23 protein-coding genes, 1 tRNA gene and 1 other RNA gene are annotated in these 18154 nt (G+C 44.3%); 14 read left to right on the top strand and 11 right to left on the bottom strand.

Annotated elements, in window-relative coordinates:
* Positions 1-11 precede the first annotated feature (11 nt).
* Together L6E24_RS07255 and L6E24_RS07260 are read right to left on the bottom strand one after the other, a co-directional pair.
* Positions 12-1376: a sensor histidine kinase gene (locus tag L6E24_RS07255; protein WP_257741327.1), complete on the bottom strand. Its 1365-nt coding sequence runs from the start codon at positions 1374-1376 to the stop codon at positions 12-14.
* 185 nt (positions 1377-1561) lie between these two features.
* A complete protein-coding gene (locus L6E24_RS07260; RefSeq protein ID WP_257741328.1) occupies positions 1562-2398 on the bottom strand; it encodes a nucleoside 2-deoxyribosyltransferase in 837 nt (278 codons plus the stop codon).
* Between the two features lie 25 nt (positions 2399-2423).
* Between L6E24_RS07260 and L6E24_RS07265 the strand changes: the two genes are divergently transcribed.
* Positions 2424-2918: a DUF367 family protein gene (locus tag L6E24_RS07265; RefSeq protein WP_257741329.1), complete on the top strand. Its 495-nt coding sequence runs from the start codon at positions 2424-2426 to the stop codon at positions 2916-2918.
* A gap of 84 nt (positions 2919-3002) precedes the next feature.
* Here the strand turns inward: L6E24_RS07265 and L6E24_RS07270 are convergent, their stop codons facing one another.
* Positions 3003-4805 carry a phospholipase D-like domain-containing protein gene (locus L6E24_RS07270; RefSeq protein WP_257741330.1) on the bottom strand — a complete coding sequence of 601 codons (1803 nt, stop codon included), beginning with the start codon at positions 4803-4805 and terminating at the stop codon, positions 3003-3005.
* Here L6E24_RS07270 and L6E24_RS07275 point away from each other — a divergent pair.
* From L6E24_RS07275 to L6E24_RS07285, 3 genes are read left to right on the top strand one after another with little or no spacing between them, the layout of a single operon-like run.
* Positions 4774-5385 (top strand): amino acid kinase family protein, encoded by a 612-nt coding sequence (locus L6E24_RS07275; protein ID WP_257741331.1) that lies wholly within the window; start codon positions 4774-4776, stop codon positions 5383-5385. The two genes, L6E24_RS07270 and L6E24_RS07275, sit on opposite strands and share 32 nt — an antisense overlap.
* Before the next feature lie 44 nt (positions 5386-5429).
* Positions 5430-5591: a zinc finger domain-containing protein gene (locus L6E24_RS07280; RefSeq protein WP_257741332.1), complete on the top strand. Its 162-nt coding sequence runs from the start codon at positions 5430-5432 to the stop codon at positions 5589-5591.
* Between the two features lie 2 nt (positions 5592-5593).
* On the top strand, positions 5594-5851 hold the full coding sequence (locus L6E24_RS07285; protein WP_257741333.1) for an elongation factor 1-beta: 258 nt from the start codon (positions 5594-5596) through the stop codon (positions 5849-5851).
* 265 nt (positions 5852-6116) lie between these two features.
* On the opposite strand, the gene L6E24_RS07290 is transcribed toward L6E24_RS07285, so the two are convergent.
* From L6E24_RS07290 to hxlB, 4 genes are all read right to left on the bottom strand, one after another.
* Positions 6117-7121 (bottom strand): malate dehydrogenase, encoded by a 1005-nt coding sequence (locus L6E24_RS07290; protein WP_257741334.1) that lies wholly within the window; start codon positions 7119-7121, stop codon positions 6117-6119.
* 13 nt (positions 7122-7134) lie between these two features.
* Positions 7135-7447, bottom strand: an RNA gene (gene ffs, locus L6E24_RS07295) — signal recognition particle sRNA.
* A gap of 12 nt (positions 7448-7459) precedes the next feature.
* Positions 7460-8509 carry a hypothetical protein gene (locus tag L6E24_RS07300; RefSeq protein ID WP_257741335.1) on the bottom strand — a complete coding sequence of 350 codons (1050 nt, stop codon included), beginning with the start codon at positions 8507-8509 and terminating at the stop codon, positions 7460-7462.
* A 22-nt stretch (positions 8510-8531) separates the two neighbouring features.
* A complete protein-coding gene (gene hxlB / locus L6E24_RS07305; RefSeq protein WP_257741336.1) occupies positions 8532-9146 on the bottom strand; it encodes a 6-phospho-3-hexuloisomerase in 615 nt (204 codons plus the stop codon).
* Positions 9147-9435: 289 nt separating this feature from the next.
* On the opposite strand from hxlB, the gene L6E24_RS07310 reads away from it, so the two are divergent.
* Both L6E24_RS07310 and L6E24_RS07315 read left to right on the top strand, forming a co-directional pair.
* Entirely contained in the window at positions 9436-9885 is a 450-nt protein-coding gene (locus L6E24_RS07310) for a hypothetical protein (RefSeq protein ID WP_257741337.1), read from the top strand.
* Between the two features lie 31 nt (positions 9886-9916).
* Positions 9917-10531, top strand: coding sequence for a class I SAM-dependent methyltransferase (locus tag L6E24_RS07315; RefSeq protein WP_257741338.1), 615 nt, complete (start codon positions 9917-9919; stop codon positions 10529-10531).
* Positions 10532-10630: 99 nt separating this feature from the next.
* Here the strand turns inward: L6E24_RS07315 and L6E24_RS07320 are convergent, their stop codons facing one another.
* Complete coding sequence (locus L6E24_RS07320; RefSeq protein ID WP_257741339.1) at positions 10631-10996, bottom strand: YigZ family protein; 366 nt, start codon at positions 10994-10996, stop codon at positions 10631-10633.
* 288 nt (positions 10997-11284) lie between these two features.
* On the opposite strand from L6E24_RS07320, the gene L6E24_RS07325 reads away from it, so the two are divergent.
* The 8 genes from L6E24_RS07325 to L6E24_RS07360 all read left to right on the top strand — a co-directional run bounded on the left by L6E24_RS07325 (position 11285) and on the right by L6E24_RS07360 (position 15200).
* A tRNA-Ile gene (locus tag L6E24_RS07325) sits at positions 11285-11356 on the top strand.
* 265 nt (positions 11357-11621) lie between these two features.
* Positions 11622-12521 (top strand): response regulator, encoded by a 900-nt coding sequence (locus tag L6E24_RS07330; protein WP_257741340.1) that lies wholly within the window; start codon positions 11622-11624, stop codon positions 12519-12521.
* Positions 12522-12533: 12 nt separating this feature from the next.
* Positions 12534-13076 (top strand): DUF7504 family protein, encoded by a 543-nt coding sequence (locus L6E24_RS07335; protein WP_257741341.1) that lies wholly within the window; start codon positions 12534-12536, stop codon positions 13074-13076.
* Positions 13077-13252: 176 nt separating this feature from the next.
* Positions 13253-13720 (top strand): MarR family winged helix-turn-helix transcriptional regulator, encoded by a 468-nt coding sequence (locus L6E24_RS07340; RefSeq protein ID WP_257741342.1) that lies wholly within the window; start codon positions 13253-13255, stop codon positions 13718-13720.
* Between the two features lie 51 nt (positions 13721-13771).
* Positions 13772-14359 carry a class I SAM-dependent methyltransferase gene (locus L6E24_RS07345; protein WP_257741343.1) on the top strand — a complete coding sequence of 196 codons (588 nt, stop codon included), beginning with the start codon at positions 13772-13774 and terminating at the stop codon, positions 14357-14359.
* 23 nt (positions 14360-14382) lie between these two features.
* Positions 14383-14601 (top strand): flavodoxin family protein, encoded by a 219-nt coding sequence (locus L6E24_RS07350; RefSeq protein WP_257741344.1) that lies wholly within the window; start codon positions 14383-14385, stop codon positions 14599-14601.
* A 36-nt stretch (positions 14602-14637) separates the two neighbouring features.
* Complete coding sequence (locus L6E24_RS07355; protein ID WP_257741345.1) at positions 14638-14925, top strand: NADPH-dependent FMN reductase family protein; 288 nt, start codon at positions 14638-14640, stop codon at positions 14923-14925.
* A gap of 101 nt (positions 14926-15026) precedes the next feature.
* Entirely contained in the window at positions 15027-15200 is a 174-nt protein-coding gene (locus L6E24_RS07360; protein ID WP_257741346.1) for a hypothetical protein, read from the top strand.
* Positions 15201-15284: 84 nt separating this feature from the next.
* Here the strand turns inward: L6E24_RS07360 and L6E24_RS07365 are convergent, their stop codons facing one another.
* From L6E24_RS07365 to L6E24_RS07375, 3 genes are read right to left on the bottom strand one after another with little or no spacing between them, the layout of a single operon-like run.
* Positions 15285-16040 (bottom strand): ABC transporter ATP-binding protein, encoded by a 756-nt coding sequence (locus L6E24_RS07365; RefSeq protein ID WP_257741347.1) that lies wholly within the window; start codon positions 16038-16040, stop codon positions 15285-15287.
* The gene (locus tag L6E24_RS07370; RefSeq protein WP_257741348.1) at positions 16040-16825 is read right to left on the bottom strand and encodes an ABC transporter permease; all 786 of its coding nucleotides are present in this window, start codon (positions 16823-16825) and stop codon (positions 16040-16042) included. The genes L6E24_RS07365 and L6E24_RS07370 overlap by 1 nt, the downstream gene beginning before the upstream one ends.
* Entirely contained in the window at positions 16794-18017 is a 1224-nt protein-coding gene (locus tag L6E24_RS07375) for a type 2 periplasmic-binding domain-containing protein (RefSeq protein WP_257741349.1), read from the bottom strand. Before L6E24_RS07375 ends, L6E24_RS07370 begins: the two co-directional genes overlap by 32 nt.
* Positions 18018-18154: the final 137 nt, after the last annotated feature.

The raw sequence follows: 18154 nt of genomic DNA on the forward strand, positions 1-18154 counted from the left end.
TTTATCGTATCTCACCCCTGGGGCTGGCTGTTGCTGTAATATATCTTATTTGGAAATTTAATGATAATTTCCTTATAGTCAGGCGTTATATCAAAGTCACCATTTAACTGATCAACAAGTGACGTTATTATCTTCATACCAAGGCCTGATTTCTCCTGATTAAAGATCAAATCCCTGTTTATTGTGCCATTATCAGAATAACGGTACACAAAATACTCATTATTCTCCTCTGAAAATGAGAGATTTATATCTCCTGTTTCACCCTCAGAGAAAGCATATTTTAAAGAGTTTGTCATCAGTTCATTTGTAATTAATGCAAGGGGAATGATCATATCCAGATCCATCTCAGGATCACCTTCAACATCAACCACAAGGCCGATGTTTCTGTCCGGAAGCGTGTACTGGACGATAACATCCCTGCCAAGAGTTCTGAGGAAATTTTTCACGTTTATTGCTGAGAGGCTCTCTGACTGGTAGAGATTTTCATGCACCCTTGCCATAGTATAGACACGGTTTCTGAAATCCCTTAAGATGCGGACGGTATCATAGTCATCAGTCCTTCGGATCTGAAGGCTTATCATCGCCACAATGATCTGGAGATTATTTTTAACACGGTGATGAACCTCCTTTAGGAGAGTCTCCTTCTCCCTAAGTGATGTCTCAATCTTTCTCTGTGCAGTAATGTTTTCGGTAATATCAGTCAGTGAGACAATAAAACCCTCATTTTTTCCGTCATCACTGTAAAGCGATGCAGAGAAAGCCTTGCAAAAATGGAGAACACCATTTTTTGAGACAATATTGATAAATTCCTCCTCGGAATTTTCCTTAAAACTGCTTGTAAGCCCTGATGCAACATCCTTACATTCATCCGGGATAAAAGAGAGGTTCTTAAATTCCTCTCCGGCAATCTCGTCAGCCGTATAACCAAACATTTCCGTAAATTTACGGTTGACTTCAGAGACATTCCCCCCCGGAAGAATGGTTATAAGCGGGGAGGGCGAAGTCTCGAATAAGAGCCTGTATTTATTCTCACTTCTTCCGAGTGCTAATGACACCAGAGTCACAATTCCGGCTACACCGACCATGATAATTGCATTATCCCCGGTATTTATAACCAGATAAGGGTCAGGATCAATAATACTCAGCATTGTCAGGAAAAGGGAGATAATAACAAGTGAGAAAATAAAGCCTTTTTTCCGGTAGTAAAATGCTGCAATAATAATCGGCAGCAGAAAGAGATTTGAGGCTGAATCAGTAATATCATAGAAATAGGAATAATAATTTACAACAAATGCAAGCATAGTCAGCACTATGATAAAAACTATCCATCTGGAATCCTTAGAGAGCACCATTTTTTTTGCAGATAAGATATCCATACTGCCTGAAGAGAAAATAGATCGAATAACAGATAATATTTGTTATATATGCAGATAAACCGGGAAGGAAAATTCTCCGGAGTAACAGGAATACACCGGAAAAATAATCAAAACAGAGATAAAAGGAGAATAAGCACAAATCAAAGCATTCAGAACCCAGCTTTACAAATGACCCTTCTTTCTGCTCAACCATTCAGGTTTAAAGCCGGCATGATAATACGGAGAATATCCTCCGGATGTGACACAACAGCAGAAGACTCTTCAAGCATGAGATTTACAAGCTCACAATCCCCGACAGTCCTGAAATCTGTTCTGAGCGATATTACCTTTTTGCCCTTTGCATAGGCATAACCCATCTCCCAGGCAGTGCCGGAGTCTGCATCTGCACCATCAATTACAGCCACCACAATGTCAGACTCCTCAAGGGCTGAGAGATTTCTCTCAAATATTATTCTCATTCTCTCATCAGCACGCTCTTCTCCATCATCCCCGTGCTCCTGCGGGAGGAAGACCTCACAATAGTTATCCCGGAGAATTTTTGCAACCTTCAGATTGAACTCCTGCTCCGCCTGTGAGAAGAGAGGGGCTGCAAGATATATTCTGTACTCTGCAAATTCCTTCACATCAATGGCAGGGATATCAGGAAAACGTGATAAAAACGCTCCCCTTCCGGGGATTTTTATGTCACTGTAATATGTCATATCAACCCCGCATGACGGCGATGAATCAACGCCGAGAATGAAGAGCGGCAAGCCTCTGCCCCGTATAATTTCACGGACATCCTTCTCCCTCTCATCAAGAATTTCAGAAAATTCAGCATTGTTAAGCGACTCGGAGAAGTTTGTCGGTTCCCTTCCCAGGCCCAGATATTCAGTCTCAGGGCATGGCAGAGGCACAGTCTCAATGCCAAAAGACTCACATCTCTTAAGGCAGCGTGAAAATATCCTTACATCCTCAGCGCTCGTAATGCCATTCGCTCTCAGAGAAGGATTTATTATGCAGGGGCAGACCAGAATATACATCAATAAAGTCTGGTGATACATAATTATGACAATGCCGCTTTTTGCATGGCGGGACAATTCCTGTGACCCAAAGGTATGTTCAGTGAAGAAACTCCAGCGTGCGGGCCTTATAAGGGTATTTCCGGCGATGAAAAAGATCCCAAAATCGACAATAGTCCTTGACCCGACAGCTGAACAGGCCATATCTCCGGCAGACAGAATCGCACCCTCCCTTACAGTGCTGGACTGTTCATGGGAGGTTCTGAATACATCAGAACTTGAAGGCTGGAAGAGAAGAAGGGCGCTACCGTTTCTGGTTGCGGCAAACCCCGGACATTTCGGGAGGCCGTTTATGTTAAACTCAGTTGAAGCCCTTGCCGCAGCTCTGTATATACTTGGAGAGAAGGATCAGGCAGAGACAATACTTGCAAAATTCGGATGGGGACTGAGGTTTTTAGAGGTCAATAAAGAACCGCTTGACGAATATGCACAGGCAAAGGACTCATCCGAGATAATAAAAATCCAGTCCTATTACTACTGAGCAGATGCAATTGTTCTGAATATAATACTCCGGACCAACGTTATAAATCCGGACAGAATATTCAGCCCTGCAGATACCCAGAGATCAACTTCTTTTTCTGACAACATACAGCACTATAAGAAGAACAATCAGCAGGAGCGCCACATTCTGTTTCTGAAACAACAGAACTGTAATGCCCTGATTTCCGGATGAGACCCCGCCAAAAGTATTCCCGCCCGGAGCTGTCGCGACCTCTCCGGTAAAATCCCAGTCATGATCGAAGACATCCCTGTAATATCCGGCAATACCAGTCCCTTCAGCAATAATTCCTGCTTCACGGTTCATCTGAGGGGAATTTTCATTCCAGTTCACCGAGCTTATCAGCACAGCCTCAGAGTCAACAATAACCCCTTTGTTGTGAAGCTTAACAGGCATCCCGGAACCGGATTTTAAAAGCCTGGCCTCAAGCTGTAAAGACTCCGCATCTGCAACAGAGTTGATATATGCAGCCATCTCGTCATTATCATCATCTCCATCAACATTGTAGTAATATGAATCCAGAATTATCCTGACAGAAGCGCCCCTTCTTGCAGCATCTATCGCCTCTTCAAGGTATGGGTTTTTGCCGGAAGACCAGTTTTTGATGTACGCCTGCTCAATATCAACCGACTCTTCTGCACCTGAGATCATATCCTGTATCAGATAACTTGTATCAGGAGAGATTACAGGTGTGACGGTTACACCGTCAAATGTCTGCGGTCTGAAGACGGAATTATATGTGCCATAATATCCTGATGAATCGGTCTCCTCAAAGATGCCCGTCTCCCCCTCAGGCGGCCCTGACCAGCCCCCGCTGAAGTCATATGTAAATACCTCATCAAAGTAGTCCGAGACCCCCGCATCATCAACTACAATGCCCCAGCCACGGTTGCCATTGTACCCGGTCTCCGGAAAACCTGTCTCACCGAAGTTCTCACTGGCAACCAGTACACTCTCCCCGTCAGAGACCAGATATTTGGCGTGGTCATACCTGTATGGTGCATGAGAATCTCTGTTTTCGGTCAGCATCATCCTCACTTCTCCGCCGGAATTCTGCACAACATTCACTGCCGCGTATTCAGAGTCTGAGACCCCGCCAACAGGAGAACCCTCAAGCAGCACCTTCACATCCACACCTGCGGATGATCTTTTGGAGAGCAGATCTGCAATTTTGGATTTTGCCAGTTCATAGACATTGAGACGGATGGACTCATCTGAACCGGAGATCAGGGATGCAAGAACTTCATAAGAAGAGTCAGGTGAGACAAAAGCGGTAATTGTTGTATCATAGAATGTTTCAGGCTCAAAGGAGGACTGTCCCTCATAATACACCCTCCTGTCCCATTCACCACCCGACAGTATATGCACCCGGCCTTCTCCTGTGCTGACTATTCCCGGCCAGTAAATCTCCTGAACCTCCTCTCCGTCATCAACGAGAACCAGTTCATCGGCTTTGTTTGCCATCCGGAAATTTCCGGTAGTTATCATATCAGGCACTGAAGTGTCTGTCGGAATGATCTCGTAGTCCGGATTTATGCCATAGACACTGCGGTATGCAACTGCCTCCATTGCTACAACTGTGCTTCCTGAGAGACGGGAACCACCCGGAAATCTGACACTGCCCTCATTGTCAGTTATAAAGAGACCTTCTCCCGGCCCCGTTCCGCCAACCACGAAATATTCATCCCCTTCACCTGAGAGCCATGTATCCGGACAGAAAGCTGTTATCTCAAAGCATAATCCTGAATTTACAAGCAGTGCAGAGAGCAGAAGCAGGAGGAGTGACCTTAACCTCATGGATAAGCTATTTGCATAATCAGGTATTATATCTGGCGGGATGGATGGTTTTTCAGATAAAAGTCCTGTCATTAAGATCGGGGGAAGCCTGACCGGATGTGCAGGTGAGATAATCCGGGCGATAGAGAGCAGCGGAGTCGGCGCGCTCATCGTTCCGGGAGGCGGCGAATCAGCCGACATAGTGCGCCGCCTTGATCCTGATGACGACACTGCACACTGGATGGCCATACTTGCGATGGAGCAGTTTGGATTCTACCTGTCAGGTTTTGGTGTGCCTGTGACTGTTAATCCGGAAAATAAGGATGGACTAGAGATACTCCTCCCTTACAGGATTCTTTATGATAAAGATCCTCTCCCCCATTCGTGGGATATAACATCAGACTCAGTTGCAGCCTGGGTTGCCGGATTAAGAGGTTCTGATCTGATACTTGTGAAATCTGTTGACAAAATACGATCGGACGGGGAATATGTCACTGAGATCAGTGATGGGAGCAAATTCATAAATTCGGGCGATGTGGACGAATTTTTCGTAGATTATGCCCTTAAAAATGATATAACGGTATATGTAATAAACGGACGTGACCCTGAAAAACTGAAGAATTTCCTGAAAACCGGGACCGGTTTTGGGACACGCATTATCAGAAGTTATTAAGAGTTTAAAGGATGAAATTATAAGATAATTCAGGAGATAAAATAATGTCAGTTGAAAAATGCACTTCCTGCAAAGCTCCGCTCTCTGAGCCGGGCTGGACAAAATTCGAATGCCCTAAATGCCGCGAGACCATCTACAGATGCCACAGATGCAGACACCAGAGTGTCCCATACACATGCCAGAAATGTGGATTTGAGGGGCCATAAGCATGGGTGACGTAGCAGTCATCTTCAAAGTTATGCCGGAATCACCGGATGTTGACCTTGAAGCACTCAAAGCAACAATTAAAGAAACACTTCCGGGAACACAGGACATACAGGTAGAGCCAATCGGATTTGGCCTTTCTGCACTTAAAATGATAATTGTAGTTCCTGACGGTGAAGGTACACCAGAAGACGCAGAAGCTTCACTCAAAGCAATTGAGGGAGTTGAAAGTGCAGAGATTGAATCTGTAACACTTACCTGAGTATTTTTTAATTTAAAGGAGATATTTCTCCACAGAAACATTAACAGAAAATCCTTCGGGATTTTTCAGATTTCTATTATCACGGACTTTACCGTATCTGACGGATTGTTATTTTAACCGGGTAAATCCATAGAAACAGATAACCGCATCCGGAAAACAGAATGATCTACAGCGAAGGCTAACCACTAAGAATAAAAATTACCCAAACAACAAAATTTCCGGATAAGACAGATATAAATGTAAGATCTACAGGAAAATAATTCATTCAGAATAAGAGATCATTCTTATGAACTACGTTGTTTTTCTTATCAAGTTCAGCGCTCTCGGATTTAAGATCAGATAATACCTCAGATGTTATTGACCGGATTCTGTCAACAGATCTCTGAAATCCTAAGACCTCTTCCTCATTTATCCTTATAGGCACAGGGAATACACCCTTGCGGTTGATCCTTACAGGTACGCCTATACAGACATCACCAATGTCATTCACTTCACTGCGGATATATGCAGATACAGACAAAATCCTGTCTTCATTGCCAAGAATAGTCCTTACAATCGTTGCTATGGCTTCTCCCGGACCGTAAATTGTCGCACCGCATTTATTGATAATCTCTGATCCTGCAACCTTTACACATTCAACAAAATCATCCTTTGGAAGGCTTGAAAACTCAGGCAGATTCTGAATCTGAATACCCCCTATTGTCGTTGCAGACCACAGAGGCACCATAGTCTCACCATGCTCACCGATAATCCTCGTATGAACTTCACTTACATGCACACTGAAGTGATTTGCAATGTACGATTTAAGCCTCATAGAGTCAAGATGTGTACCAAGCCCGAATACCCTTGACGGCGCAAAACCTGAACACTCAAGGGCAACTGCTGTCATGACATCAACAGGGTTTGAGACAACCATGATGATTGCATTTGGCGCATATTCTGCAATCAGTCTGGAATAGTATGCCACCACTCTTGCATTCTGCTTTGCGAGATCCAGCCTGTCCTGTCCCGGTGACCTTGGAATTCCGGATGTGATAATAACAACATCAGAACCTTCAATATCTCCCGGATTTGTCGAAGCAGAGAGCTTTACATCCCTGCCAAGGGCCGAAAATGAGTCAATAAAATCTAATTTTATGCCTTCGAGAAAGTTCTCATTGCCTTCTCTGCCAAATAATACGAGGCGTGATACAAAAGGGATCTTGGAAATTGCATACGCAGCAAACTGCCCCACCTTGCCTGATGCTCCGATAATACAAACTTTGGTCACAAAATTCACCAAAAAAGGGACGTGATCGGGGTGGGAATCGCGTGTCTTTCTTTCGCGTGATACCCTTCCTCCACCCTGCAACCCTGTGGGCACCAGATGTCTGCGGTAAGTCTGCTCCCTTCCGGGCCTGAACCGGTCTCCGCAGCTAAAAGTCGCCATCCCCTCCGGAATTTTGATGCTTTTCCACTGATCTCACAGGACAAGGCTTCGCAGTCAGGGCAGGCACGTTCCAAAAAGATCGCCAAAGCCGCTCCCGACCTATCACCCCCCGCATAACGGCGGTTTCGGGTAACAGGTGACGCCTAACCACCCAGGTTAGTCCCCAGCAATATTATCTTTCAAGGAATAAAAGAGTCACCGCCGGTCTCACCATCCCACCACCGGATAAGCTCATCTGTTCTGGCAGTATTTTCTTTGTCAAATACATCAAATACGGCAATAGGAGACGTTTTTTTGCCATCCGGAATTATTCCGGGGAGGGATCTGTAATCACCGTGTATGACCTGTACAGCCCTGTCCGCGCCAAATGCCTCAGCCACCACAACTGAAGAGTCACCGTGGTGCATGACAGGGGTCTCTGATAACTTTTTTAAGTCAGATCTGAATACCACCTCATCTATTCCAAGAAGTGTCCGGTTTGCATAGAGGTTTACGGCGGACCACCACGCAGATGAGTACCATGCGTCATTTAGAATGACATTTTCAGCACCGGTGAGGGAGGCTGCAATACCGAGTGTTCCGCATCCACAGAAGGCATCTACAAAAATTTCAGGATTATTGCGGAGAATCTTCTTCCGGACGGTCTCTATCTTTGGGTTTGAGCCTTTCGGATATTCGATATGGCAGAGGGACTGCTGCTTATAGATGATGAATTTCTTCTTCTGCACCGGAAATATGTCTCCTCTCACATCACAGCCGGAAATAAGTTCATTGCCCGCTGCACCTCCGTTTGGGCCGATTCCGGGCAGAATACCTCTGTCAAGAATGACTCCCTTTATCTCCGGAACTTCACTGTAGATCCTCTCTGCGATATGGCGGCTGACAGCTTTGGACAAGAGCACCACTGAATCATGACCTAAAAACGGTGGCCGGAGCATAAAAATTCCGGGGGACAGCAATGGCATTCCTACGGCAGAGACGGGCATGGCACTGAAACTGCCATTCTCTTCAGAGATGATGCTATGGCAGTGCGCCATAACATCATCAATAAATCTCCTGCCACAGCCAGGGCACGGCTGAGGTACATCACCTGATGGCGGGAGGCTTTTGTCACGGATGTCTGCATGGCATCTGCTACACGGCGAAAATATTTTTATTGGGTTATCCGGAATTATGTCAGTCGCTCTTATGCAGTCTCCGCCACAGACAGGGCATGAAATATTATCCATCGGTCTCCCGGAAAAATCTTATTTACTGGATATTATTCAGTCTTTCCATAACATCATTAATTCCACACTGATTTACCTCCATAATTGAAGATATGACAGCATCTGAAAATATCATGGCTGAAGTTTCAAAGAGAGTACCTATAGATGCAAGTGGCAGAGAAACTGACTTATATCCGCCTGTAATCTGCCTCACCTCAAATGTATTGGGCCATTCATTCTCAGGAGGGTTTTGAGACTGAAGTTCAACCACACAGTCTGCAATCTTTCCTATTGTTGAATTTTTATGTGAGGTTATCAGGCAGAGATACCCGCCAAGTGACTTTGCAGTCTCTGCAATATCAACAACCGAGTTAGTCTCACCTGAACCTGAGAAGATGACCACAGCATCACCCTCCCGCATAGCCGGGGTTACTGTCTCACCGACTACATAGCTCTCAAGGCCCACATGCATAAGCCGCATGGCATAGGCACGCCCGATAAGGCCGGACCTGCCCGCACCTGCAACATATATTCTTCTCTCCTTAACCATTTCAGAGAGGAAGAGATCGACATTTTCAGGCTTTATTTTATCAATAAGCATGCTTATCTCTCCTTCCATAATTCTCATATTCTCAAGAACATCGCCACATCCGGTCATTATCAGTTATTGAGTGAATATAATATTTAACAGAAAGGAAGGCCGGAGGATCTGACCACCCGGAATTATGGCAGGAATATAACTAAATTAAGAGTTTTTTGCAATTAAAGCACACTATAGTCATAAATTGCGGAAAAAACCAGAAAATGCACAAACATTTCAAATAACAGACATAAGACCCCCAAATTTAAATTAACAGACTAAACAACTACTTTTTACATTCACCCCGCGCACGGCGAGTATTAATGTAGTCCTCCGGAAATAACAGGAAACAGAGGAGGAATAACCTATGATAAACCGTGCAGGGCATGCAGTCCGGGGAAGAAATGGCGCAGCTGATGAAGACGGCAGGATTACAGAAATAATTGAGATCAATGCAGGCAGTTGTGTGCTGGGTGTTAAAACCGGAGATCTGAGGAGGACTTTTGCATCCGGAAGGCCGGCCGAGATCTGGACTATAAGGAGAGAATGGGGCTGTCACCTCGCCGAGAGGGAAGGAAAGGGAGTGGTATCACATAATAAGCGGGCCTTTAATATTGAGATGAAATCGGGAAGGAGATTTACAATATCACTTGAGAGCCTTAAAAATCTCCTGAAAGGCCACTCATCATATGCTTATGTCGGAGAGATTGTTCCTGCAAAGCGGACATACAGAAATCCTGTGGGCAGTGGAATGATACCTCCGGCTGGGAGGATGACAGGTGCCCGATTATCACCGACTGTGAATCAGGCATTATAATCACTTCCTGAAGAGAATATTTCTGTACTTCATGAAAAAGGCAGAAAACCCCTGGGAGAGCGCATATAAAAAGCAGGGGAACCTCTGGGCAGGACATCAGCATCTTCTTCCGGAGATCGAAACAGGGAGCAGAGTTCTTGAAACCGGATGCGGGAACGGTAAGACCGCAGTTCAGCTGTGCAGTAAGGCAGTGACCTGCCACGGAATGGACATATCCACCTCTGCCATCAGAATGGCAGCAGAGGCATGCAGGGAAGCTGAATTCTATGCCGGAGATATAACCGCAATTCCGGCAAAGAACGGAGTATATGATGCAGTAATATCATTTCATACTATCAGTCATCTTAATGAGTCTGAGAGACTGACAGCGGCATCTGAAATATACAGGGTTCTGAGTAAGGGAGGGAGGTTTTATTTCAGGGATTTTGGAAGAGGCGATCTGAGATGCGGGAAGGGCGCAGAGACTGAAAGGAATACATTTCGTAAAGGAAACGGGATATCCACGCATTTCTTTGAGATGAATGAACTGAATGAGTTGTTCCGGGAATTTGAGCTGATCAGTTCAGAGTATATCCGGTGGAGCATGAGAGTTAAAGGCCACGATCACCAGAGAGAAGAGATTCAGGCCGTTTTTCTGAAGGAATGAATTTAAACCGGATTATTGCCGGACAATGGAGAACTGAAGGAGGCATTCCGGGTTTAATCCGGATATAATCTGCTAAGTTATTTTCAGAGGTACTTATCTTTAAGATTCTGATATTGCATATTCAGCAGACTTTCTGAAGGCTCTTGATACGCCTCCCGGACCGAGTTTTATCCCCCCAAATATTCTTGAGACAACAATCACATGGGAATCAAGGCCATTGGCTTTCATAATCTGAAGCATACCCTTTGCAGGATGGCCTACCTCGCCGTCATTTTTAAATTCCTCGCATAAATTGCCCACGCTGTCGGTAAACCGGGCAGCAACACAGCGGTGAGCAGCTTTTTTGTACTTCTTTCTGTGTACTGTAATGATCGCTTCCAGATCTCTTTCATCAATGATTCTGTACAGGTGTGCATAGAACCGTGACTTCTTCTCCTCGTATTTTATTGCAGAGATCTCTTCCATCAGAGCACCACCCCATGCAGGGTTTATCCTGCCAGGTATTGATATGTCCGGAATTAAACAGAGTTATCCGGAGTCGCAGTACAGTTGTGTGCGCATACCTATCCTGATTATCTCAACCGGAACGATCGCAGCATTTCAATCTGTTTAACTCAGAAACAACTCAAAATCTATTTAAATCCGGAATTACAAGTTTATTTACGCAGAAGGTCATACCCGCAAGGATATCTCAATACTTATCCGGCAATGGTTAGGTTTTTTTGCTAAAAGATACAAATACTATAGTCCACAGGGCCTGTAGCTTAGTGGTGGAGCGCCCGGCTCATAACCGGGCGGTCATGCGTTCGAATCGCATCAGGCCCATATTACTGTTTTTCTCCGGCTTTATGAATACTCATAACTATCTGCTGCAATCATAGTCATCAGTTAATTTCACAGATTCATCCCCTAACACCAGTCAGTATCAGAGGAAAAAACGGCCGGCAATACGCAAAGGCGCATTAGAGATTAAATTTTTATTTGCTATTCTGTGATATTTATTTTGAGAGACTGACAGAGTACATAGCATTAAATCAGATAACTGACATTAACATATCCACCTACAGATATTATTAAAGGTAGATATACAATGCCCGGAGATACAAATCAGGATTCAGGAGACCAATTTCACATTCTTATCGCTGAAGACAGCATAACACAGCGTGAAATTTTAAAAGATGTCTTAAAAGAGCACAACTTATCTGTGACAGCTGCGGAAAACGGTAAAATTGCATTCCAGAAACTGACCGAGCAAAGATTTGACCTCGTCATCAGTGACATCGATATGCCGGTAATGAACGGATATGAATTCTGTTCAGCAATAAAACATGATGATAAATTCAGTGAAATCCCTGTTATCCTTCTCACCTCTCTCTCAGATACCAGCAATGTGGCCCTGGCTCTTCAGGCAGGAGCAGATAATTTCATCACAAAACCCTATGATTCTGAATATCTGGTCTCCCGTATCAAGCAGATGATTGCTTCGGGGAGAAGAAAACAGAGATCAGATGACCCGTCAAAATCGGTAGAGATACTGCATGGAAATCAGATAATCCGTATTGATGCAGACAGGCACAAAATAAGTGAATTCCTTCTCTCCGCGTACGATGTAGCAGTAATGAAACAACGGGATCTCATGACTGCCCAGAGAGAACTGAAAAAAACCAATGAGCATCTTAAACAGCTGAACAATAAGCTTAGCGAGTCAAAGACTGAAACCGAGATGAAACACGCCGCACTTATAGGTTACATGACCGAGTACACAGTCCGGCTAAAACAGCCTGTAGAACTGGTTCTGAATAACCTGCGGACAATGGCTGAGGATTTCCAGAAAAATGACGGTCTTGTGGACGATGAGATAATTGGCTCATTCATGCTCCAGATCAGAATAATGGAAAAGGTATTTGAAAATCTCCAGTCCCTCAATGAAGAAGTTGCAAACGAACGTGCTGATATCCCTGATGCATATAAGGAATTCTTAAAGAAATGATGTGAACAGCCCATGACATCTGAATATAATCATCAATATGAAAAAAAACTATACCTTGTGGTATCAGCTGCAAACAAACTGAGACAGAGTAATATTGAGGTCCTGCGCAATCTGATCCAGAACGATCACCCTGTTCTTATCGTAACAACCAACCAGCCATATGCCACACTCGTAAAAAACTACGAGGAAAACGGTCTTGACCTTAAGCATATTTATTTCATTGATGCAATTACCAGATACGCAACCGGAAAAATAACAGAGGGAGCTGAGAACTGCAGATTTGTAAACAGTCCGTCAAACCTGACAGATCTTGGAATAGCCATCACCGAGATGCTTGACAGTATTCCTGAAGATAAGCCCTTTATCCTCTTTGATTCTATAAGCACAATGCTCATTTACATCCCGTCCATCAACATCTCCAAGTTCTTTCACTTTGTAACAAGCAAGCTCAGGCTGATGGATTCCTCCGGTATTTTTCTTGCAGTAGAAACGGGGCTTGATCCCCTCCTGTTAAGCCAGATCACCACATTTGTGGATGAGATAATTGACATCTGATTTGGATATAAAGGCAAAATTCCATCCTTTTAAGCGGGGAGTCTTCCATCCCGAAACAGAATAAATGTTTCTGCATCAGCAGGTCACATTATCAGGAGGAAAATTCCGCAGACAATATTATATAGTTAAGTAACTTAACAATATGTGGCAGATAAAGCCGGAGTGAAAAGAGGCATATGGCAGAGAGCAGAGACTTACTGAAAATATCAGAGAAATGGATCAGAATCCTCAACAAAAACGAGGAGCATGAAAAGATCCCAAGGGATTACGGTACCGGAGATCTGCTGCACTGCTCCGAGATCCATACAGTCATGGCAATAGGCAAAAATCCGGAGATAAACGTCACAAACCTGTCACTAATCCTCGGAATTTCCAAAAGCGCCATATCACAGATGGTAAGCAGGCTGGAACGTAAAAAACTGGTTGAAAAATACCAAAATTCCGGCAATGAAAAGACAATCCTCCTCCGCCTCACACCACGTGGAAATATTGCCTTTCTCGGACATGAACAGCACCACGCAAAGATCTATGCCGCCATGCACCAAAAGCTCGGCGAAATTACCGGAGAAGAACTCTCATTGATAATCCGGTTTTTATCAGCAATTGAAGAGACCTTTGATGAATGCAGCCGGGAAGATGAGTAAATTTTTTTTCAGAGAATAAATTGTAAACAATCTTAACAAAAGGTAAAAAATATGAAGACAGTCCATAAAGGAAACAATCAGGCAGAAAAACTCTGCCGGTATTCGTTCACACATGCACATATGCTTGACAACAGTATCAGAAGGCTCTTTCAAAACCCAAAAAAGATCCTTGCACCTCACATAAAACCGGGAATGACAGTCATAGATCTCGGCTGCGGCCCCGGAACCTTCACCCGTGCAATGGCAGAACTGGCAGGTGACAAAGGGACAGCCATCGGATGCGACATACAGGATGAAATGCTTAGATGTGCAGAGGGCCGTTGCAGAAGAACAGGCCCGGAATCACGCATAATCTGGCATAAAAGTTCGCCGGAAAAAACGGGAATAAAACATAAGGCAGATTTTATCCTCTCATTCTACATGGTACATGAGGTTTCTGACCGGAATTCCTTCCTGAAGGAAATCTTTGAAATGCTAAGGCCTGAGGGAAAATACCTCATCGTGGAACCGGCATTTCACGTTACAGAAGCCGAATTTGAAAAAACCATAAAATCAGCAGCAGAGGCAGGATTTACAGTAGAGAAAAACCCGAAGATCTCATTCAGCAGGGCCGTGCTGCTTTCAAAAAGAGAAGAATAGATAAAATCCCGGGAGGAATAAATATGAAAATCCTGACATTCTGCTTTTCTGCAACAGGAAACACAGCAAAAATTGCTGATGTTATAGAGAAAAAACTCACTTTACCCGGAGCAGAGGTCCATAAAACCGACATCACAACTCACAAAGCAAGAAAAAAAGAAACCGACCTTAAGCCGTACGATGCTTTTGTATTCGGATTTCCGGAATACTCATGGCGTGCTCCAAAAGAAGCAGGAGAATGACTCAGTACACTTTCCGGGCAGAATAAAAAATGTTCAGTGTTCTTCACATACGGAGGGTTTAAAATCCACCCGGCACACCAATCAACAAGGCAGATACTTAACAGGCAGAATTTTTCTGTGGTGGCATCTGCTGAATTTCCCGGAGCACATACCTTCAACGCCGGCGGCTGGAAGGCAATGGAGAACAGACCGGACAGTTCAGATTTAAAAGTGGCAGAGGAGTATGCAGAGGCAGTTCTGAAAAGATTTACCGGAGAGGATTCTGAAATAGCTGGTGAACCGGAAAAATACTTCAGAGAGCATCAATCAGAATTCCGGACATAATCAGAAGAATTTATCATTAAAATCTGCTTGAAAGGCATCCTCACAAAAAAAGGTACAATTACAGACAGAACCGATTAATAAAACCAGAGTAAATATATTATATGAAATATTCCACGAGGGATCTCATTATTTTCGCAGGAAGTACAATTGCAGTTCTTGCAAATATCGCAAATATAGCTCTGGGGGCAACAGGAAACGGACTGTATATATCCTTATTTGTCATACTCATGTTTATCATCGTAATAATGCTGACGCTGAAAAAATGCAGGAAATAAAAAGGATTTTTCTAACAGAAACCCGTGTAAAAGCAGATTGTAGAAATGCCTGCAAAATATCCGTTAAAACAGGACTGACAAAAATCAGGACTTACCACGAATTAACCGGATTATCTCCTCACGTAATCTTATAAAGTCAGGGTTCACCGGATTTCTTGGGTGAGGAAGGTCAACAGTCAGGATATCTGACACAACAGAAGGCCGCTCAGAGAGAATAACAATTCTGTCAGCGAGATATACAGCCTCCTCAGGATTGTGTGTAACCGTAATTACGGTCGTCTTCGTCTCTTTCCGGATTCTTAAAGCTTCATCCTCAAGTTCTCTCCTTGTAAAAGTATCAAGAGCACTAAACGGTTCATCCATCAGCAGGATGTCAGGCCTGATAGCAAGCGCCCGTGCAACAGAAACCCTCTGTTTCATCCCGCCGGAGAGTTGATGGGGCAGGGAATCTGAAAATCCGTCCAGATGGGTCAGGGACAAAAGCGCTTCTGCACGCTCCTTTAACTCCTCTTCAGGCACCCTGTGTGAAGAAAGTCTAAGCCCATACACTATATTTTCATATATCGTAAGCCACGGAAAGAGGGCATGGTCCTGAAATACCATAGCAGCTGAGAGACTGCCTCCTTCATTCTCAGGATATTCACGCACAGTGCCTGAGTCTGCCTTTTCAAGTCCGTTTATTATCCTCAGCAGAGTGGACTTACCACACCCCGAAGGTCCCATAATGCAGACTATCTCATTGACACAGACATCAAAGGATATACCATCAAGAGCCGGACATATCTCACCCTCATCATGATATGCCTTTTTTATATTTACAAATGATAAAACCGGATTCATTATTCCTTCCCCTGCCAGCCGAAGAAACGGGCCTGCCCTGCCTTAAACAGAGTATCAGCACCAAGACCTATCACGCCGATGATAACCATACCTGCCCCGATAACCTGAAGCTGACCAAGATTATAGGCATACATAATCAGAAAACCAAGTCCTGCCGAAGTTCCGGGGAGCATCTCAGCAGCAACCACACACATCCACGCAACGCCAAAAGAGACCCTGAGACCTGTCCATATAACGGGCAGGGCACCGGGGATCACAACAGTGCGTATCTCTTCAAAGGGAGTTGCATGCAGCATCTCTGCCACCTCAATCCAGCGCCTTCTGATACCCTTAACCCCTTCAACAGTATTAATCAGAATAGGAAAGAATGCCCCGATCACTATGATAAACAGAACAGAATTAAAACCGATTCCAAACCATGCAATTGCAAACGGCATCCAGGCAATAGGCGGAACAGGACGGAGTATCTGAATAACCGGATTGAGATATTTCCCCGCCTCAGACGACCAGCCGATAAAAAGGCCAAGCGGAATTGCAATCGCTGCTGCACAGGTAAATCCACTGATAACCTCCTTAAGACTTACCAGAGTATTTTCAATCAGTGTTTCACCGCCGATTATCTCTTCAAACGGATGGAAGAGAACCATGAGTATGTCCATAGTCTGTGGAAGGACGTAGTTGTTCTGAATCAGATACGCCACCGTATCCCATACAGAAAGGAGAATAATTATCGCCACAAGACCTTTGGCAAATTCAGGGATATGATATTTCATTATTTGTGCCATATAACTTTACCAGAATATTTTCATATGCAAGTGCTTCCCGGATAGTATCCTCCTGAATAGAACTCTGAACAGTTGCGATGATTACCGGACATCCTTCATCTGAGCGGAGTTTTACCCAGCCAATAAAACTTTCCCAGTCATCACAGGGTGCCTCATTATCAACAACAATTCCTGTACCGCCTGTATTGATGGACTGGATAATAACTGAAGGATTCCCAAGAGCAATCTGCATTTCAGCAGGAATTGAACCTACATAAGCACCATCAAGTGCCCTCTGCCCGACAGTTGTCATAATACCGCCGCCGGACTGGCCCGGAATGAAATTTACACGGGCAACGGAATCATTCCCGGCAAGAAGCGTACAGTAAACCGGCCTTGATGACCCCGCATTATCCGGGAGAAGGCAGAAACCGTAACGGCCGCAGAAATACTGAAAATCCCTGATCATTACATAAACAGGTGCAAAATTATCTGAAGAAGGCAGATAACCGATATTCAGCTCAGGGACATCACCGGAAATTTCAGGAACAGCCGAACCGTTAAGGAACTGTTCCCCCCTTACAGTGACAGCCGGATTCATCATATCCCCAGGGTTATAACTGCCTTTACCATCCGGATCAATAAGACTGCTCACCAGACCTGACAGAGGCGGTTTTGCAGAAGAAGTAAACTCCATATTCTCAAATGACCGGTTTTCAACATCAAGTGGTTCAAGGAGACCTCCGGGAGTCAGAACAGGATTTTTGCCAAAAACCCAGTCCGATGTTATTCTTATAGCAGATTTCGGGTCTTCATTTGTCCGGTTTACAGCAGCAGTTGTAAGAGCAGAGAGGAGCCCGGATACATCCGGGTAATCGTTTATTATGTCATTTCTGAGCACAAAGACACAGCTTGCAGCATCCGCCCATTTTCCCGGGGGCGGAAGATCAGAAGGTACTGCAATCCTTTTTCCGATTCCGGATAGTTCTGCATTGGCAACCACAGGCTCCCAGATAATAAAAGAGTCAATCTGATTCGTATTAAGCAGTTGGGAGACCGAACCTGAGGAGGCATAGAGAAGATAAATAACAGGCCGGTTATCTTTACAGGAAGCAGCCTGCGGAGATAAAACAGACGGAACCAGAAACAGAGATAACAGCAGAAGAGAAAAAACAGCTACAATAAACCCCAAAACTAATTTTCGTCCCCACATAAGAGAATCCTTGGAGAGAATAATGATATTCCGGTATATAACATTATGGAAGTGAAGTGAGAGTATCACTATAGCAGACCATTAATTATTTTCAGCATCCGGACTGCTGATGAATTATCCGGAATTTTCGGAAATAA

The sequence above is a fragment of the Methanoplanus endosymbiosus genome, from assembly GCF_024662215.1.
Taxonomy (GTDB): domain Archaea; phylum Halobacteriota; class Methanomicrobia; order Methanomicrobiales; family Methanomicrobiaceae; genus Methanoplanus; species Methanoplanus endosymbiosus.

Excerpts from the sequence above, each read along its gene's own strand:
- L6E24_RS07255 (WP_257741327.1), bottom strand. The coding sequence starts at position 1,376 with ATGGATATCTTATCTGCAAAAAAAATGGTGCTCTCTAAGGATTCCAGA.
- L6E24_RS07260 (WP_257741328.1), bottom strand. The coding sequence starts at position 2,398 with ATGTATATTCTGGTCTGCCCCTGCATAATAAATCCTTCTCTGAGAGCG.
- L6E24_RS07265 (WP_257741329.1), top strand. The coding sequence starts at position 2,424 with ATGACAATGCCGCTTTTTGCATGGCGGGACAATTCCTGTGACCCAAAG.
- L6E24_RS07275 (WP_257741331.1), top strand. The coding sequence starts at position 4,774 with ATGGATGGTTTTTCAGATAAAAGTCCTGTCATTAAGATCGGGGGAAGC.
- L6E24_RS07270 (WP_257741330.1), bottom strand. The coding sequence starts at position 4,805 with ATGACAGGACTTTTATCTGAAAAACCATCCATCCCGCCAGATATAATA.
- L6E24_RS07280 (WP_257741332.1), top strand. The coding sequence starts at position 5,430 with ATGTCAGTTGAAAAATGCACTTCCTGCAAAGCTCCGCTCTCTGAGCCG.
- L6E24_RS07285 (WP_257741333.1), top strand. The coding sequence starts at position 5,594 with ATGGGTGACGTAGCAGTCATCTTCAAAGTTATGCCGGAATCACCGGAT.
- L6E24_RS07300 (WP_257741335.1), bottom strand. The coding sequence starts at position 8,509 with ATGGATAATATTTCATGCCCTGTCTGTGGCGGAGACTGCATAAGAGCG.
- hxlB (WP_257741336.1), bottom strand. The coding sequence starts at position 9,146 with ATGACCGGATGTGGCGATGTTCTTGAGAATATGAGAATTATGGAAGGA.
- L6E24_RS07310 (WP_257741337.1), top strand. The coding sequence starts at position 9,436 with ATGATAAACCGTGCAGGGCATGCAGTCCGGGGAAGAAATGGCGCAGCT.
- L6E24_RS07315 (WP_257741338.1), top strand. The coding sequence starts at position 9,917 with ATGAAAAAGGCAGAAAACCCCTGGGAGAGCGCATATAAAAAGCAGGGG.
- L6E24_RS07320 (WP_257741339.1), bottom strand. The coding sequence starts at position 10,996 with ATGGAAGAGATCTCTGCAATAAAATACGAGGAGAAGAAGTCACGGTTC.
- L6E24_RS07330 (WP_257741340.1), top strand. The coding sequence starts at position 11,622 with ATGCCCGGAGATACAAATCAGGATTCAGGAGACCAATTTCACATTCTT.
- L6E24_RS07335 (WP_257741341.1), top strand. The coding sequence starts at position 12,534 with ATGACATCTGAATATAATCATCAATATGAAAAAAAACTATACCTTGTG.
- L6E24_RS07340 (WP_257741342.1), top strand. The coding sequence starts at position 13,253 with ATGGCAGAGAGCAGAGACTTACTGAAAATATCAGAGAAATGGATCAGA.
- L6E24_RS07345 (WP_257741343.1), top strand. The coding sequence starts at position 13,772 with ATGAAGACAGTCCATAAAGGAAACAATCAGGCAGAAAAACTCTGCCGG.
- L6E24_RS07350 (WP_257741344.1), top strand. The coding sequence starts at position 14,383 with ATGAAAATCCTGACATTCTGCTTTTCTGCAACAGGAAACACAGCAAAA.
- L6E24_RS07360 (WP_257741346.1), top strand. The coding sequence starts at position 15,027 with ATGAAATATTCCACGAGGGATCTCATTATTTTCGCAGGAAGTACAATT.
- L6E24_RS07365 (WP_257741347.1), bottom strand. The coding sequence starts at position 16,040 with ATGAATCCGGTTTTATCATTTGTAAATATAAAAAAGGCATATCATGAT.
- L6E24_RS07370 (WP_257741348.1), bottom strand. The coding sequence starts at position 16,825 with ATGGCACAAATAATGAAATATCATATCCCTGAATTTGCCAAAGGTCTT.
- L6E24_RS07375 (WP_257741349.1), bottom strand. The coding sequence starts at position 18,017 with ATGTGGGGACGAAAATTAGTTTTGGGGTTTATTGTAGCTGTTTTTTCT.